General features: G+C 42.3%; 13 protein-coding genes. 9 read left to right on the plus strand and 4 right to left on the minus strand.

What is annotated here, in order from left to right:
• Positions 1-284: 284 nt before the first annotated feature.
• On the minus strand, positions 285-881 hold the full coding sequence (locus CJD36_RS01160; RefSeq protein ID WP_105037273.1) for a cupin domain-containing protein: 597 nt from the start codon (positions 879-881) through the stop codon (positions 285-287).
• A complete protein-coding gene (locus tag CJD36_RS01165) occupies positions 881-1,459 on the minus strand; it encodes an RNA polymerase sigma factor (protein ID WP_161499165.1) in 579 nt (192 codons plus the stop codon). Before CJD36_RS01165 ends, CJD36_RS01160 begins: the two co-directional genes overlap by 1 nt.
• A gap of 257 nt (positions 1,460-1,716) precedes the next feature.
• Between CJD36_RS01165 and CJD36_RS01170 the strand changes: the two genes are divergently transcribed.
• From CJD36_RS01170 to CJD36_RS01195, 6 genes are all read left to right on the plus strand, one after another.
• Positions 1,717-3,159, plus strand: coding sequence for a TlpA family protein disulfide reductase (locus tag CJD36_RS01170; RefSeq protein ID WP_105037275.1), 1,443 nt, complete (start codon positions 1,717-1,719; stop codon positions 3,157-3,159).
• A gap of 254 nt (positions 3,160-3,413) precedes the next feature.
• Positions 3,414-4,871: a TlpA family protein disulfide reductase gene (locus CJD36_RS01175; RefSeq protein WP_105037276.1), complete on the plus strand. Its 1,458-nt coding sequence runs from the start codon at positions 3,414-3,416 to the stop codon at positions 4,869-4,871.
• 24 nt (positions 4,872-4,895) lie between these two features.
• Positions 4,896-6,860 carry a peptidylprolyl isomerase gene (locus CJD36_RS01180; protein WP_105037277.1) on the plus strand — a complete coding sequence of 655 codons (1,965 nt, stop codon included), beginning with the start codon at positions 4,896-4,898 and terminating at the stop codon, positions 6,858-6,860.
• Between the two features lie 632 nt (positions 6,861-7,492).
• Positions 7,493-8,077: a D-sedoheptulose-7-phosphate isomerase gene (locus tag CJD36_RS01185; protein ID WP_105037278.1), complete on the plus strand. Its 585-nt coding sequence runs from the start codon at positions 7,493-7,495 to the stop codon at positions 8,075-8,077.
• 11 nt (positions 8,078-8,088) lie between these two features.
• Complete coding sequence (locus CJD36_RS01190) at positions 8,089-8,670, plus strand: D-glycero-alpha-D-manno-heptose-1,7-bisphosphate 7-phosphatase (protein WP_105037279.1); 582 nt, start codon at positions 8,089-8,091, stop codon at positions 8,668-8,670.
• Positions 8,671-8,822: 152 nt separating this feature from the next.
• Positions 8,823-10,127 (plus strand): DUF6600 domain-containing protein, encoded by a 1,305-nt coding sequence (locus CJD36_RS01195; protein ID WP_105037280.1) that lies wholly within the window; start codon positions 8,823-8,825, stop codon positions 10,125-10,127.
• An 82-nt stretch (positions 10,128-10,209) separates the two neighbouring features.
• On the opposite strand, the gene CJD36_RS01200 is transcribed toward CJD36_RS01195, so the two are convergent.
• Both CJD36_RS01200 and CJD36_RS01205 read right to left on the minus strand, forming a co-directional pair.
• On the minus strand, positions 10,210-10,890 hold the full coding sequence (locus tag CJD36_RS01200) for a copper homeostasis protein CutC (protein WP_105037281.1): 681 nt from the start codon (positions 10,888-10,890) through the stop codon (positions 10,210-10,212).
• Between the two features lie 111 nt (positions 10,891-11,001).
• Complete coding sequence (locus tag CJD36_RS01205; protein ID WP_105037282.1) at positions 11,002-12,036, minus strand: N(4)-(beta-N-acetylglucosaminyl)-L-asparaginase; 1,035 nt, start codon at positions 12,034-12,036, stop codon at positions 11,002-11,004.
• 187 nt (positions 12,037-12,223) lie between these two features.
• Between CJD36_RS01205 and CJD36_RS01210 the strand changes: the two genes are divergently transcribed.
• The 3 genes from CJD36_RS01210 (at position 12,224) to CJD36_RS01220 (ending at position 16,952) form a co-directional block, all read left to right on the plus strand.
• A complete protein-coding gene (locus tag CJD36_RS01210) occupies positions 12,224-13,039 on the plus strand; it encodes a tetratricopeptide repeat protein (RefSeq protein WP_105037283.1) in 816 nt (271 codons plus the stop codon).
• A gap of 177 nt (positions 13,040-13,216) precedes the next feature.
• A complete protein-coding gene (locus CJD36_RS01215) occupies positions 13,217-14,020 on the plus strand; it encodes a LytR/AlgR family response regulator transcription factor (protein WP_105037284.1) in 804 nt (267 codons plus the stop codon).
• Positions 14,013-16,952: a sensor histidine kinase gene (locus CJD36_RS01220; protein ID WP_105037285.1), complete on the plus strand. Its 2,940-nt coding sequence runs from the start codon at positions 14,013-14,015 to the stop codon at positions 16,950-16,952. Before CJD36_RS01215 ends, CJD36_RS01220 begins: the two co-directional genes overlap by 8 nt.
• Positions 16,953-17,234 lie beyond the last annotated feature (282 nt).

The following is a 17,234-nucleotide window of genomic DNA, read 5'->3' on the forward strand; positions in this document are numbered from 1 at the left end:
ACTACAATTAGTAGTTTGTGGTTACAACAACAAGACAAAAGTGGTGAGAAAATGGATATCAAAAAATCGATTTAAGATTAATTAACCGATTTTGGCGGTAAATACCCCTTTTGGGTGGATGGATAAAAAGTTAAAATATTTTGACTGAATAAGAAAAGGGGGATATTTCGAGTGAAAATGGCTGTGGTGGCTGCGTTACCTTATTTCTTTTAGTTAAAAATACCCAATAAAAAAGCGACTTCTTTGTGAGCAGTCGCTTTCAATTCTGTTTCGTTATCTAATAATTACACAGCTATTCTTTGCACTATTGCCACGATATATGGTGACAGCACTTTTACATTGTGCTTTTCAAATAACGGGATCTCGATAAAGCCACCTGCTGTAAGCTGAGTGAAATTATCACCTATCTGGCAGATACAATCACCTTCCAGTATCAGGAAGCTTTCTATCATGTCGGTGTGTATCTCTTCGGCATGACCGGTTATAGATTTCGTTACCAGCTGCACTACATGCTCGTTAGCTTGTATAGGTGATAGGAAAGTATCTTCCTCCAGGGTAGCCGGCAACATTGGCGCAACCATTTCCAGCCATTTTTTGTGGTCGCTGTATTTGTTGATGAGCGGCAGGTTGTTGATGTCCTTCTTTTCTTCGGTATTAATATTGTCGAGAGTCTCCCATATCTTATTTCTCAGTGCGGCTTTTCTCCATATTGGTTTTTCCACCACATAATTGTCAAGGCCTTGTTGCATTGCTAAAAGTGCAGATTTTACCTCAGGGTATAATTTTACCATACCTTCTACCATCTCCTTTTCAGGATCTGTCAGAAGGCCCAGGCAATAGTCCTGCAATAAGCCTTGATTCAAACTGTCTTCTATATTCATTACAGGTCGTTTCTTAATAGTTGTATAGCTTTTCTGGCCCTTGTTTTTACTGTTCCTACAGGTATGTCCAGAATCACAGCGGTTTCTTCATAAGTATATCCATAAAAGTAGATAATGTCAATTACCTGCCTGTATTTCAACTCCATTTTATGCACCGAGGCGCGCAACCCCATATGGTCTATACTCGGTAACGTCTTCTTCGCATCAGGGCCAAATTCAAGAACTTCATCAGAACCTGTCTTTAGCTCATTTTTATGTTGTTTGGTCCTCAGGTAATCGATACTTGTGAACCGCGCGATATTAAGCATCCATGTGTAAAATGATCCCTTCTGCTCGTCATAGGAACCTATGTTCTTCCATATTTTCACGAACGTATCCTGCAACAGATCTTCAGCAGTGGCTGTGTTGGCAACTATACGGGTGATTATGCTAAAGAGTGCATCAGAGTATTTGTCATATAATATTTCAAATCCCTTTGCGCTACGTTGCCTAATGAGTTCCAGTAAATCGAAATTAGCGGTATCTGTTATCAAATTTTCGGCATTATTGTCAAAGATAATGGCTTTTGTTATAAACAATATTGAGTTTATTAAACAAAAACAAATCTCTATCGCAAATGCATTTGAAGTCGTATAATGCTATGATAACATTCGTTCAAAATGGTATTGCGGTTTTATGTTTTTGAGACTATTTCGGTAAAATTTTGTTATTGGTTAATACGTCATAATATTATTTACATGTAAATAATGTTTGGTGCTCGTCCAACGCTTTCCATATAGTCTGCATTTAGTATTGAGTAGACTGGTAATAACCATAAACTAAAATCGATCTCAGCATGAAAAAACTATTGATCAGCGTTGCGATATCACTTACGGCATTATCATCTTTTGCTAAAGATGGCTATCGTATTCAGTTAAAAATGAAGGATGTAAAAGATACGACTGTCTTTTTGTGTCATTACTATGGTATTGCCAATCCTTATAAAAAAGATTCAGCCAAACTGGTAAATGGGGTAGCGGAGTTTGTAAGCCACGATTCTTTGTTTGCCGGTGGTATCTATATGGTCTTCCTGCCGGGTAAGAATACCACGTTCGATTTTTTGTTGAATAACGGCGATAATATTACTGTGACCGCAGATGCGGCTACATTGCCAAAAGGAGTGGTGTTCAAAAATTCGCCGGAGAATACCCGCTTCGAAAACTATGTCGATTTTCTGGCTCATTACAGTGATGGTCAGAAAGCACTACAGCAGCAATTGGAACATGCAAATAGCCTTTCCGATACAGAGGCGGTGCGGAAAAAGTCGGCAGTGCTGGCCAAAGAGTTGGATGAATACAGGATGGATTATACCAGGAACTATCCCGGCACATTGCTTTCTAATATTTTCAGCGCCATGAAGTTGCCGGAAATACCATCGGGTGATCATTTCCTCGATGACGGAAAGACGAAAGATTCCACCTTTACTTACAAATATTATAAGGCGCATTTCTGGGATGGTTTTAATTTTCAGGATGACAGGCTGGTCTATACACCCCTTTTTGATGCCCGCCTTGATGAGTATTTCAATAAACTGGTGCTGCCTTGGCCTGATAGTGTAGAGCATGAAGCTGATGTTTTACTGGCAAAAGCGCGGGGAACCAAGGATATATTCAAATACACGCTTTGGTGGACAACAAGGAATGTAGAGAATAGTAAGGTGATGGGCATGGATGAAGCCTTTGTATACCTGGTAGAGAACTATTACATGAAGGGCGATGCATTCTGGCTGAAACCGGAAGAGCTGCAGAAGTATGTGGACCGTATACAAAAGATAGCGCCAAACGTATTGGGGCATATAGCTCCACAAGTAAAATTGCCCGATCTGTTCACGGGTAAGGATGACAAACTATCGGATATTGCCAGCCCCTATACCTTATTATTATTCTATTCACCCAATTGTGGCCATTGCCAGCACGAGATACCTTTGATAGATTCTTTATATAATGCAGCACTTAAAGAAAAAGGTGTTAAAATATTTACAGTCAGCACAGAAGGTGATGAAAAACAAAATACCGACTTTGTGAAAAAGCAACACATGGATAAGTGGGGTGGTGCAAATACCTGGGACCCAAAGAACGTGGGTAACTTCAGATCTATGTATGATGTTTATAGTACACCTACTTTATATATTTTGGATAAAAACAGAATAATAAGAGGTAAAAGGCTAGACCATACCAATATTATGAATGTGATACAAATAGAAGAACGAAAGGCGAGAGACAGGTTATTAAAGAAGTAATAGTGCCGAAATTTTTACTTTACCGTCATAATGGTGTCTAATACGTTAGGCGCCATTATATTAGTTTTAGCACCATTAATTTTGCCGACCAATAAACAAATAATTTTATCTGACTTGTAAAAACTTTGTTATAATAGGAATTGTAAGTAAATGAATTGGGTTTCACCAATTTTATGATTTATTTTTGAGTTTCTAAACCAACAACGTACGAGTTTAACCCCGTCTTAGACGGAAAAACTAATCTGAGATCGAGTATGAAGAAAATCACGCTGTTTGCCACACTATTGCTGATGGGTTTGTCCCTTCAATCTACTGCCCGCAATGGTTACAAGATCCATCTAAAAATTCCCGATGTAAAAGATTCAATGGTATTCCTGGCTCACTATTATGGTAAGCCTTTGCCCACTATTTACAAAAGGGATTCTGCACGTTTTGATAAGAACGGAAATGCGGAATTTTTCACTACAGATTCTTCTTTTGTAGGCGGCATCTACATGATGCTGTTGTCTGACAAGAAGACGTATTTCGAATTCCTTTTGAATTCTAATGATGATATGACCATTACGGCCAGCGTAAGTAAACTGCCCGAAGGTGTGAAGTTTAAAAATTCACCTGAGAATGAGCGTTTCCAGGGTTATGTAGATTTTCTGAAAGTATATAGCAAGGGCCAGGAAGCGCTGAAGGATGAACTGGCAGCGGCAAAGAGTGTAGAAGATACTGCTGCAGTTCGTAAGAAAGCCGGCAAGACTGCTAAAGACCTTACTAACTATCGTCACGACTATGTAGCTAAGTTCCCGGGTACATTGCTGGCCAATATCTTTAATGCGCTGGAAGTGCCACAGATACCGGAAGGCGACCATTTCCTTGAAGACGGTAAGACCAAAGATTCAACGTTTGCCTACAAATATTATAAGGCTCATTTCTGGGATGGTTTCAATTACCAGGATGATCGCTTGATACACACGCCAATACTGGATGCCAAGCTGGAAGAATACATGAACAAGCTGGTATTGCCTTGGCCGGATAGCGTAGAGCATGAAAGCGATGTATTGCTGAAGAAAGCGCATGGTACTAAAGATCTGTACAAGTACACACTTTGGTGGTTGACCCGTAATGTTGAGAACAGTAAGGTAATGGGTATGGACGAAGCTTTCGTATACCTTGTTGAAAATTATTACATGAAGGGTGAAGCATTCTGGCTGAGCAACGAAGAGTTGACCAAGTACCAGGATCGTGCAATGAAGATCGCGCCGAATGTGATCGGTAACGTAGCACCTGAAGTGAAATTGCCTAATGTACTGACCAAGAAAGAAGAAAGCATGCAGGCAATCAAGTCGCCTTACACATTGCTTGTATTCTATTCTCCTGATTGCGGCCATTGCCAGCATGAGATACCTGCACTGGATACTGTTTACGAAACATCACTTAAGGCTAAGGGCGTTAAGGTAATGACCGTGGCTACAGAGGGTGACCAAAAGAAAATAGCAGACTTCCTTATCAAGCACAAACTGGAAAAGTGGACCAACACATGGGACAATGAACATGTTGGTGACTGGAGAGGTAAGTATGACGTATACAGCACACCTACAATTTACCTGATGGATGATAAGAAGATCATAAGGGGTAAGAGACTTGACCATACCAACATCCTGAGCGTAATAGAAATGCAGGAAAGGAAGGCTAGAGACAAAGCAAAGAACAGTAAAAAGTAAATTATAAAACCACACACATACACAATGCGAAAGCTGGTAATCACTTGCCTTATTTCCGGAATAGGTATCACATCCGGATATGCCCAGACATTATTTACCTACGGCACCCATTCAGTTGCTAAGAATGATTTTTTGAGGGTTTATAAGAAGAATAGCATCAACAAGAAACCCGACATGACAGATACTGCCCTGCGCACTTATCTTGATCTGTATGGTTTGTTTCGTATGAAGGTGGCAGAAGCCGACAAGCAGCACCTGGATACTGTAGATAAAATACAGAAGGACCTTGACACTTACCGCAAGCAGCTGGCCAAGAATTATCTTACAGATGAGCAGGTCACCAATAAGCTGATAAAGGAAGCTTATGACAGAAGTAAGGAAGATGTGCATGTAAAACACATCCTTATCAACTGCCCTCCGGGAAGTGATTCTACGCTGCCTTACAGAAAAGCAGATAGCATCTATAACCTTATTGTAACCAACAAAGCAAAGTTTGAAGATCTGGCTAAGCAGTTTTCTGATGACAAGGGCTCGAAAGAAAATGGTGGCGATATAGGTTTCTTCTCTGCAATGCAGACCGTTTATTCTTTTGAGAATGTAGCTTATTCTACGCCTGTCGGCAAGATGTCTAAGCCTTTCCGCAGCCAGTTTGGCTACCATATTGTAAAGGTGATAGAAAAGCGTGCTGATCGTGGCCAGATAAAGGTGGCACAGATACTTTTCCTTTCTCCTAAATCAAGAGGTGAAGAAGGTATGGAAGCTGCCCGCAAACGTGCGGATAGCGTTATAGCGCAATTGAAGAAAGGCACTTCTTTTGCAGTAATGGCAAGAGCATTGTCTGAAGATAAGTACTCAGTTAACGACAGTGGCGTAATGAAGCAGTTTGGTGTAGGCCGCTATCAGCCTGTATTTGAGAACGCTGCCTTCAGCCTGAAGAACATTGGCGAGTATTCTCAGCCGGTAAAGACAGACTATGGCTACCACATTATCAAATTGCTGGCTAAGTATCCTGTACAGCCTTATGACAGCGTTTACACTACGCTGAAGCACAAAGTAGAGAATGATTCACGTGCACAGACTGCAAGGGAGATCTTCTTCAACAAGATCAAGGAAAAGAACGGCTACAGAGAGTATCCTGAAAATGTAAGTGCCATAGTTGACAAGTTGATGAGCATGGTAGCTGATACAGGTAAAGCTAAGGGAACGTTCAAGTCTACAGACTTTAATAACATGACCAAGCCCGTGTTTACGCTTGCCGGTAAAAACTATCTGCAGAACGACTACATGAGGTTCCTTGAAAATCTGACACATGGCAGATTGAATGGTCCTAAACAGACTGTAGTTAAAGACGCATTTGGTGTCTATGTAAGCAATGTAGTCACCGATTTTCAGGAGCATAAACTGGTAGAAGAAAACCCTGACTTCCGCATTCTTATGGAAGAATACCGTGATGGTATCATGTTGTTCGAACTGATGGACCGTAATGTATGGAGTAAGGCTACGAAAGATTCTGCGGGTTTAAAGGCATTCTACGAAAGCCATAAGACCAAGTACGTATGGGAAAACGGTTTTGAAGGTTCGGTTTATACCTTTAAGAACAAAGCAAGCCTTGATACTGCACAGCAAATATTGAAAGCTGGTAATGTAACTGACGAAGACCTCATAAAGGCTTTGAATACACAGAACAATCCTGACAGGGTTACCATTCAGCGCGGCCGTTATGAGTTCTCTAAATTCAGAGATGCTACACAGGCTGAATTAACTGCCAACAAGACCAAGGTAATGCCCGGAGTAAATGGCACGTACAGAATGGTTGTTGCAAGGCAGGTATTCACAACACCGGGTATCAAAACGCTGGATGAAGCACGTGGCTATGTAGTTGCTGAATACCAGGATCATCTGGAAAAAGAGTGGAATGCTATGATGAAGAAAGAGTACCCTATGAAGGTTAACGAAAAGGTTTTCCAGAGCATGGTAGGTAGCAAATAAGTAAATAAGTATAGTATTATAGAAAGAGGTTGTCACACTGTGACAACCTCTTTTAGTTTACGTGACTGACACCCCTGTGGTGCTGGGCGTTAGTCTCCGACTACGCCCTTGTGGTTGCCGGTCTCTCGACCGGCTCATCGGGGTCGGCTCTCTTTGAGTACGTAATCACTCCGAAGCCGTCATTGCTTTGGAGTAGGTCAGTGGTAGAGACGCATAATTGCGTCTTCACATGCCACAATTGGTGATGTGTGTTTGTTGCAGATCCAGCCGCTGTGGAGACGCAATTATGCGTCCTACGTTAATACATTGGTGGATGATGCTTAGCCTGATTCATTCGCCGATGTTCGTCTTCTGACCGACGTTTATCAGGCCGAATCCGTGTCCTAGAAAGACCCTCTGGATTTCTTAACATTCCCTAAACAACATAACCCTAAGATTTTACGTCTATATTAGTGAGTAGTAAACTCATCAATATCTATAGGCACGTTATTAGAAATGGCCATGCAAATGGTGGTGTCATAGAGAAGATAAATGGCTATATTGCTTAAATGTTAAAAACACTGCACAATACATTTTCATTAATTTAGTTTGTTCTTTGTGTGGAAATTTATTCTTTATTTTGACTTATCTATATGCAACAAAAAATAAAAAGTATACTCCAGGCTTCTATCGATGTGAAGCAGAAAATAGTTTCAGACCCCGCTATGATAGCTAAACTGGAAGAGGTTACCAACATTGTTACCAATGCTTTTGCTAATGGTAATAAAGTACTCTTTTGCGGTAATGGTGGTAGTGCGGCCGATGCGCAGCACCTTGCGGCTGAATTCAGTGGCCGTTTCTATACCGATCGTAATCCATTACCATCAGATGCGCTGCACTGCAATACATCTTATTTGACTGCGGTAGCAAACGATTACAGCTTTGATGTCGTATATAGTAGAATGGTGAAAGGAATGGGCCGCCAGGGCGATGTCTTGATAGGCCTGAGTACCTCGGGTAATTCTGTTAATATTATCAAGGCTATGGAGCAGGCCAGAGAGTTAGGCATGATAAGTGTAGGATTAACTGGTGAGAGTGGTGGTAAAATGAAGGACATCTGCGATCATCTGCTCAACGCACCCAGTACAGATACCCCAAGGATACAGGAGTCGCACATAACAATGGGGCATATAATTTGTGAATTGGTAGAAGCAAGTTTGTTTAACGATAAGAAATGAGGAGGTAGCAAATGACTTTTCTGAATAATAGACCCGAAGTAGATAATTCATGGACTCTGTTCCTTGATAGAGATGGCGTGATCAATGTAGAATCAGTAGGCTCATACATTACCACCTGGAGTGAATTCAAATTTCACGATGGCGTGCTGCAGGCTATAAAAGACCTTAGCGGTGTATTTGGTAACATAGTTGTAGTTACCAACCAGCGTGGGGTAGGCAAGGAAATAATGACCCTGGCTACACTAAAGGAAATACATGCTAACATGAAGGAAGAGGTAGCCGATAACGGAGGCCGTATCAACAAGGTTTACGCTTGTACAGCACTGGTAGATACCGACCATAACCGCAAACCTAATGTGGGTATGGGCCACCAGGCGCAGCAGGATTTCCCTGAGATAGACTTTAAGAAGAGCATAATGGTAGGTAACAGTATGAGTGATATGGAGTTTGGTAAACGCCTGGGCATGCATACTATATTCCTTACCACTAAGTATAAAGCCGTGGAGTTACCTAACGATGTTATTGACGAGCAGTATACCTCGCTTAACGAATGGGCGCAGGCACTACTTGCAACCGAGATGGTGACTAACTAGGCACTATAATTGGACTAATATTTATCAAAAACAAGCATGAATTAAGCGTTCTGCTTGTTTTTTTCGATTATAGAAACCCTATTTTATGTATATTGGCATCGGTATTATATTTCTGTCATTATTTGGTGGCGGAGCACAATAAAATAATAGTTATGAAAAGGCAGTATCAACAGGCTTTGGTGACCGCATCTTTGAGCTTGTTTTTAATGGGTAGCGCAGGCAGGGTAGAGGCTCAGACCGATCAGTTTGGTAGTAATAACCTGTACTACAATAACCAATATAACGAGGGTAAGTACACAAATCCGCAGTATAATGATTATGTGTCTTACAATGATTTTTATGTGAATCTGGCACCTTATGGTCAGTGGATAGAAGACGCGCATTATGGCTACGTGTGGAGCCCTAATATGGATGTTAATTTCCGCCCGTACTATACAGGTGGTCACTGGGCTTTAACCGACTATGGCAATACCTGGATATCAGACTATCCATGGGGTTGGGCATGTTTCCACTATGGCCGCTGGACTTTCGATAGCTATTATGGCTGGTTGTGGGTGCCGGGCAACCTATGGGGACCGGCCTGGGTAAGCTGGAGAAGTGGCGTAGGCGTTTTTGGCTGGGCTCCGCTCGATCCTGAATACCAGTTCACCGCGTCTGACTTTAAAGCCTATCATAGTCCCAAGGACTGGTGGGTATTCTTGCCGCCACAGTACCTCTATGGTGGTAACTATTATCGCTATCTTACAGGTCCGTTTGGCAACAGCATAGCAAGTAAGGGGACAACGGTGTTAGATAATACCTACACCAGCAATGGCAATACTTATGTAGCAGGTCCTACGACAACGCAGATACAGGCCGTGAGCGATAAGCCTGTTCAGTTGTTTCACCTGTTCAACTCGGGCAGCCCACGCGCATCGTATATACATAATGACATGATCAAAATGTATCGCCCTAATGAGATCAAAACCTCATTGGCAAATGGTGAAATAGCTGTGCCACCTAATGTTATTGTTGCTCCCCGCCCTGTAGGTACAAAGGCGGTGGCGGTTAACATTAACTCAGGTGCTGTACCGGCATTTAAGAATGATATAAAAGACATTCCTGTATCGCCGGTGCTAAGCCCTGTTCCTGCGCAAAACACAAACGTAACAAATACAGCTAAAGCGGCAGAAGTGATACGTGCGGATAAAAATACTTACCAGTCGAGCGTAAAAGTACCTGAGCCACAAAGGCCAAGGCAATCGTCAAATGGTATTGTTAAGCCACCGGTTAAACCACTACCTCAGCAGCAGTCTCAGACCCCTGAGCCGGTAACCGTAACCAACAGGCAGGAAGAAACAAAAGCTACTATCAGGCAACATGCAGACCCCGTGCCCGTTCAGCCCGATCAGGCACAGCCTAAGCCAGAACCCATACCGGCGCAGCATCCCGAACCAATAAAACCTAACGGTAAATAATTTCATACCGATCATAAATGGTAACGCCTCCCATCGGGAGGCGTTACCATTTATACAACATCTGTACCTATTTCGATAATAATTACCCTATCTGCTTCACAAGCATAGCTACCTCACCAGCATCAGCTACAAAGCCTTCTGAGCCTTGCAAAAGGGCAGAGCTATGTAACTCGGTAGCACCTGTATCGGTTGCCAGTTGCCTCACATTGGTACTTCTTACACCTCCACCCGGCATAATGATTATTCTTCCTGATGCCTTATTTACAAGTCTTGCAAGCATATCTGCTCCTGCTACAGCAGTGGGTTGCAGTCCCGATGTAAGGATGCGTTCGCATCCTGCCGTTATTACTTCCTCCAGAGATGTAATGGCATCAGGTGTTCTGTCAAATGCCTTGTGGCAGGTTACGCCCATGGGGTAGGCGAGGGCTACCATTTGTTTCATTGCCGCAGTATCTATTAGGTTGTCGGCGGTCAATATGCCTATGGCTATTCCGGCCGCACCCAATTCTTTACACACTGCTATGTCTTTACGCATGATCGCCAATTCTTCCGGGGTATACACAAAATTCCCTCCACGCGGACGGATCATTACATATACAGGTATGGATAGATTTTTGACAGCATACTCTATCATACCATAGCTGGGTGTTACACCCCCTTCGGCCGGGCTGGCACACAGTTCTATTCTGCCAGCACCTGCTTTTTCAGCAATTATGCAAGACTGTATATTATAGGCACAAACTTCGAGTATAGATTTGCTCATGAAAATTAATTGGGGGTTAATTACGCTGAAACTACAAAGCTTCGGCTACATAGTTATACACCGTGCAACCAAAGCTTTACATAAATATTATTAAGCGTACTATCTACTAGACTAATACATACTCTTAGCATAATAGATCATCTCTTCATTGCCATTTCTTACAGCAAAAGAAAAACCTTTCTGTAAAGCATAGCCACCATATTCACCTTTTTTGTTCAGGGCTATAAAGCCGATCTGGAAATTCTTATGTGCTTCAGGATTCTTACGGGCTACGCGCTCTACAGCCATTTTGCAAGCCTCCTCGGGCGATAATCCCTGGCGCATTAACTCCACTACCAGGTGAGAACCTACTACCCGTATTACTTCTTCACCCATGCCTGTGCTTGTTGCAGCACCTACTTCATTGTCTACATAAAGTCCCGCGCCAATGATTGGTGAGTCACCCACACGGCCGTGCATCTTATAGGCCAGTCCGCTGGTGGTACATGCACCACTCAGGTTGCCCGATTTATCCATTGCCACCATACCAATTGTATCGTGGTTAAGCTTTCCGCCCGGCAGGCAATTAATGGTTTTATGATATTGATTTTCTGTATTTACTGCAGGGCTGTATTTCGATTCTTTCAACCACTCTTTCCACTCCTGTTCGCTTTTTTCGGTAAGCAGGTTTTCTTTCTTGAATCCGTTAGCAAGTGCAAATCTTAGTGCACCTTCTCCGGCCAGCATTACATGTGGCGATTTTTCCATCACCAACCTTGCTACAGATATTGCATGAACAATATGTTCCAAGCAGGTTACTGCACCGCACTTGCTATTCTCATCCATTATGCTTGCGTCCAGGGTCACTCTACCGTCGCGGTCGGGCCTGCCACCGAGTCCTACAGTCTGATTCTCAGGGTCGGCTTCCGGGACCATTACACCAGCCTCTACGGCGTCAAGTGCTCTGCCTCCACCCGTCAATACCTTCCATGCTACCTTGTTAGCCTCTTTTCCAAAGTCCCAGGTAGATATAACTATTGGGTTATCCTTTACCGTCGGTTGTAACTCTGGATTTCTTCTTGAGTCGTTGGCTAACAAGCTTTTACCACTGGCAAGAATTGCTGATGTGAGTAGTGAAAATTTTAAAAAAGCTCTGCGATCCGACATTAATTTCTATTTCAGCGGACAAGATAAGAGTAATTATGCAAAAAAAATTACGAACGTCGTTTTTTGCCTTTATTAACTTGTAGAATTTAATCGGATGGCAATTTTCTGCTCAGTTCTACGTCATCTTTTTGTTATTTGAAGTGTTTAAATTAATTTAATTATTTTACTGTTTCAATTCACTTTGGGTATGCGCATTATAATACTTCCTCTTCTTGTTTCTTTATACTTCTGTTCCTGTAATCCTGAAAAAAGAGATGCAGATATACATTATTCAAAGGGGCTAGAGTCTCATTTTGTGGGTGATTTGGTCAACGCCCGAAAAGAATATCTTTTAACCATCAGGTCCGATTCAAACTTATGGAAAGGATACTACGGTATGGCGAGTGTTTGTGAGTTAGAGGGAGATTTTAAAACTTCAGTCTTCTATTTTTCTAAGGTTATAAAGTTACATCCCGGCAATGGGCTCGCTTTTTATTACAGAAGCATACTGGAGGAGCTTACGGGTGAAGATGGAAAAGCCGCCGCCGATTTGGACCAAGCGCTCTCCCTCAAACCCGATCTGCTTCTTGCACTCTATTCAAGGGGACGAATGGAATACAATAAAGGAAAGTGGAAAAAAGCAATTGCCGACTTGGGCGAAGTAACAGCCAAACGGCAAGATCTGAGCAGAGCCTATTATATTTTAGGCCTGTCAAAGTACAAGATCGGAGATAACGCCGGTGCTATTAAAGATTTTGAAACATATATTTCGCTTGATGCCAATGATGCAAACGTCTATTTGTACATGGGACTAGCATGCCAGGCAAATAATGCTCCCCAGCAGGCACTGGTAAGTTTTGATAATGCAATAAAGGTGGATTCTACCTTTGCCATGGCCTATTTATATCGAGGAATTTGCAACGCAAAGCTCAATAAAACGGATGATGCCTGCAAAGATCTTCATATCGCTGAAAGACTGGGTGTATTAAATGCTGCCACCTATATTGAAAAATATTGTCATTAAGCCTTATTCGAACAAATTGTTATTGCGCAAACATTGAGCAGTTTCCCACAGGATACCTCATTAATTCATTGACGGACATTGTCAAATTGTCAAATTGCCAAATTGTGGAATTATAATTTGTCCATCACCCAATATATTCTTACTTTGTAACAACATAAAAAACAGCGGGAAATAGGTATGGTTAATGCGGATGTAAAGCTCAATGTATTGCTTATAGATGATGAGGTGGAGGCATGCCGCAATCTCAGGAGCATTCTATTAGAGTATATCGATCCATCTATCAACATAGTAGGCATGGCCTATAGTGCGGCAGAGGCAGAGAAGCAATTGACCCTCCATAACCCCGATGCTGTTTTCCTGGATATTGAAATGCCCAATGAAAATGCGTTTCAGTTCCTTGAGCGTATTGCACCTATTCACTTCGAGGTGATATTTGTTACTGCGTACGACGAATATGCCATTAAGGCATTCAAATTGAATGCTGTCGACTATATTCTTAAACCCATTAGTATTTCTGAATTGGCCAACGCCGTAGCAAAGTTGAAGGAAAGGGTATTATATAAATCTCACTTTAGCGCGGGCACTTCCGAATTCTCCGAGATATCTAAACAGATCTCTTCCAAAACAAAGCTCAATAAGATAGCCCTTAAAGGCAATAATAATGTAGAGATAGTAGCATTTAAAGATATACTTTATATAGAGGCATTTGGCGGTTATTCTAAGGTATTCTTCCTTCGCGACAACCAGGTTGTAGATATGCTCACCAGTTATTCAATAGCTGAGTACGAAGATATGCTGGCACCAGAGGTCTTTTACAGGGTTCATAAATCATACCTTATCAATTGCGACCAGATAAAGAAAATACATAAAGACGAGTCTCCGAGTATACTGCTCAACTCGGCGCATACCATACCGGTAAGCAGGCGCAGGTTCTCGGCATTACTCGAATTCTTACAGACAAAACCAACTGTGGATGTATAGGAGGTTTTGGACCATCCTTACTGTTTTTATTGTTCTATACTGTGGAAGTGCCATTGCACAGAACTTTCCATTATTACATTATACTATCGACGATGGTTTGCCCAGCAATACTGTCTATAGTGTTTATCGCGATAGCAAGGGTTTTTTGTGGATAGCTACACCCAAGGGCATAGCCCGCTATAACGGTATCAATTTTCAAAAATTCACTACGTCAGATGGGTTGCCCGATAATGAGGTTTTCTTTTTTCAGGAAGACAAGCAGGGCAGGCTATGGCTGGCAACCTACAATGGTGAGCTATGCTATTATAAGGACAGCCGCTTTCATACGGCGGTAAATACCGGCTTTCTTAAACTGCCCTTTAAGAATACATTCATCAATAAGATAGCGGTAGAGGCAGATAGTACGGTCACCATTATGTTTGATAACCAGGAAAAGTTCATCAACATTAATGAGAATAAAGTAGACATAGTGAATGTAAATGTGCCCGGTGTGCGGGGCTTCTATGCCATGTACAAACTGAAGGGTGGCTTATACAGGTGTTTTTATGCTGATAGTACTAAAGACATAGATAAAACGAGCAAGATAGTGAACCGCAGGCTTGTACTGTACAACTACAGCCAGCCCGATGCTGCACATGGCATAGCGCACTCCATAGCGCAGGATCAGCGGTACATTGTTAGTAATAATGACGTATTTAATCCGCAGATGGAACGGATAAAGGTGATCACCAGCAAGGATAAGATCAGCTTCCATGCACCTATTGTCTACTTCGATAAAGCTGAAAAATTCTTCCTGGGTACAGAGAATGGCTTGTATATAGATGATAGTATACACGTTATCCCCGATGTGAGGGTTACGTCTATCACTCAGGATATAGAGCGTAATTACTGGGTGACCACATTGTTCGATGGGCTGTATGTAATAGACAATAATTACATCAACTTTCATGTCTACAATAAGGCATATGAAGGCAACATAAGGTACTCATATGCCGACAATAACAGCCTGTTCTATACCAATTCTGATAATAATCTTTACAGGCTGAAGAACAATGCGATTGAGTGCCTGTTCGACTATTCAAAGTTTGTGATAAAACTGCCTGTAGTGCCTGCCAATCATGGATTTCTGATCACCAGGCAGGCTGCCGGAGATTATGATTACTATAATTTTTATGAGAACAATATCATATTCTTAAGAGACATTTTAAGAGAGCGGCGACTCACTCCGCAAAGGCTACCATTTAAGGATGGAGAGAGCGTGAAATCGATCATTGATGCCAAAGACAAACTCATAGTCAGAACAATTGACAAGATATACGCCAAACCTATTAATGACTACAAGGTTAGCGGTGTGTTGGGAGAGCCCAATGCAAAGCTGGTTGCTTCGGCCGGTAGAATATTCGCATTTGCCAGCAATGCCAATGATGATATATGGTTCTCTACCGTTAACGGGGTGTATAAAACTGTCGATACTACGCTTATTCAACCACAGTTTGGAGATGTTACCTTCAAGAAGTTTGAGTTTCTGGGCAAGTACCTGGTAGGCTATACTGCCAATAACAGGTTGGTGGTTTGCCGCAACATAGACAAGCAGATAATCATGGATACGGTCTTTAGCCAGGACTGTATCTGGGATAAATTTTATAGGGTAGATAGTACACACATGCTCATTAGTACCAACGATGTGTACAGGCTGTTCACTATCAATCCTCCCGGTTCGCAAGTGCCGTTTACCGTTACAGGTATTGAAAATCCCATTCTGCCATTGTCGGCCGAATGGTTTTGCAGCGATGGCGAAAACTGCTTTTTCTTTGATAAGGGGAATATTGTGGAGATGGGCATTGATAACCTGTTATTGAAAACAAAGCCGCCTACACTATTTTTTGATCTTATCACCTACGGTACCCGCAGGTATGTAATGTACGATTATCTTAAGGTGCCCTACCAGGGTGGGCGTAATATCTCCATTACCTTCTCCACTCTTTCATTTACTGGTAAAACTATTTCCTACCGCTATTCTGTTTCCAGTACCGATGAAGATAACTGGCTGGAACTTACAGGTGATCATATAGATCTTATCAATCCTAAGTACGGCCGGTATATCATTAAGATAAAGGCCAAAAGCGTATCCAGCGCCAACTCTATTCCTATAGAGTTTGTATTGGAGATCACCCCGCCATTCTGGGCTACATGGTGGTTCATTACCTTCTATGTTTGCCTGATCATTGGCGCTATTGTGTTGTTTGTGCGCTACCGCATATTGATGGCCTTCCGTAAAACGCAAAAGGAAAATGACAATAAGATAAGGTTCATGAAGTCGGAGTACAAAGCGCTGAATGCCCTCATGAACCCGCACTTTATCTTCAATACCCTTAACAATGTACAGGGCCTGGTAAACAGGAATGATAAGCTGGCTGCCAATGAATACCTGCGCATATTTGCCGACCTCATCAGGCAGAACATGCACAACGTATCTAAAGAACTCATATCGCTGCAGAAAGAGGTAGACCTCGTAACCAACTACCTGGCCCTTGAAAAGCTCCGCTTTAAGGAGATGCTCAACTACTCCATTAATGTGGATGAAGATGTGGATGCTACCGAGATAATGATACCGCCGCTATTCATACAGCCGCTGGTAGAAAACTCCATCAAGCATGGCATCTTCCCGCGCCAGTCTGAGAATAGCAGGGTAGAGCTGAATATTTATGAAGTAAGGGATATTCTGCACATAGAAGTACGCGACAATGGGGTAGGCCTTGCACATGCCAAAAAGAAAGCCAGCGACAAACACGAGTCCTTCGGCCTCAACAATGTAAAGGTGCGTATAGAGCAGCTCAGCATCATCCTCGGCAAAAAAATCGATTTCGACATTAAAGAAATAGTTGATGACCGCGGCAACTGGACGGTGGTGTTGATAACAATGGAATTGTAACCGGCAACTGCGGCTGTTATGTTTCCTGACTTGCAGCCATCACAGGTACATTTAATGCAGGGCAGGGGCGAGCCCAGCCAGTACGAATATGGTTTTCAGCAAGTGGCAATTTTTTCTTGTTTGCGGAATTTTTGGTTTTGGCGATTTGTCTGTATGTCCCAGTTTGCCGTAGTCTATTCAAAAAAACAAAAGAAAAAGGATGCTAAGCGAAGTCTATAGACGGAGTTCATCCCGATTATTTCGGGGTTTGTCCGGTAGGGAATCTCCCGATTCCCGTAACCA

The organism is Flavipsychrobacter stenotrophus (genome assembly GCF_002954265.1).
In the GTDB taxonomy this organism is placed as follows: domain Bacteria; phylum Bacteroidota; class Bacteroidia; order Chitinophagales; family Chitinophagaceae; genus Flavipsychrobacter; species Flavipsychrobacter stenotrophus.

Excerpts from the sequence above, each read along its gene's own strand:
- CJD36_RS01180 (WP_105037277.1), top strand. The coding sequence starts at position 4,896 with ATGCGAAAGCTGGTAATCACTTGCCTTATTTCCGGAATAGGTATCACA.
- CJD36_RS01200 (WP_105037281.1), bottom strand. The coding sequence starts at position 10,890 with ATGAGCAAATCTATACTCGAAGTTTGTGCCTATAATATACAGTCTTGC.
- CJD36_RS01160 (WP_105037273.1), bottom strand. The coding sequence starts at position 881 with ATGAATATAGAAGACAGTTTGAATCAAGGCTTATTGCAGGACTATTGC.
- CJD36_RS01190 (WP_105037279.1), top strand. The coding sequence starts at position 8,089 with ATGACTTTTCTGAATAATAGACCCGAAGTAGATAATTCATGGACTCTG.
- CJD36_RS01195 (WP_105037280.1), top strand. The coding sequence starts at position 8,823 with ATGAAAAGGCAGTATCAACAGGCTTTGGTGACCGCATCTTTGAGCTTG.
- CJD36_RS01205 (WP_105037282.1), bottom strand. The coding sequence starts at position 12,036 with ATGTCGGATCGCAGAGCTTTTTTAAAATTTTCACTACTCACATCAGCA.
- CJD36_RS01220 (WP_105037285.1), top strand. The coding sequence starts at position 14,013 with ATGTATAGGAGGTTTTGGACCATCCTTACTGTTTTTATTGTTCTATAC.
- CJD36_RS01185 (WP_105037278.1), top strand. The coding sequence starts at position 7,493 with ATGCAACAAAAAATAAAAAGTATACTCCAGGCTTCTATCGATGTGAAG.
- CJD36_RS01170 (WP_105037275.1), top strand. The coding sequence starts at position 1,717 with ATGAAAAAACTATTGATCAGCGTTGCGATATCACTTACGGCATTATCA.
- CJD36_RS01215 (WP_105037284.1), top strand. The coding sequence starts at position 13,217 with ATGGTTAATGCGGATGTAAAGCTCAATGTATTGCTTATAGATGATGAG.
- CJD36_RS01175 (WP_105037276.1), top strand. The coding sequence starts at position 3,414 with ATGAAGAAAATCACGCTGTTTGCCACACTATTGCTGATGGGTTTGTCC.
- CJD36_RS01210 (WP_105037283.1), top strand. The coding sequence starts at position 12,224 with ATGCGCATTATAATACTTCCTCTTCTTGTTTCTTTATACTTCTGTTCC.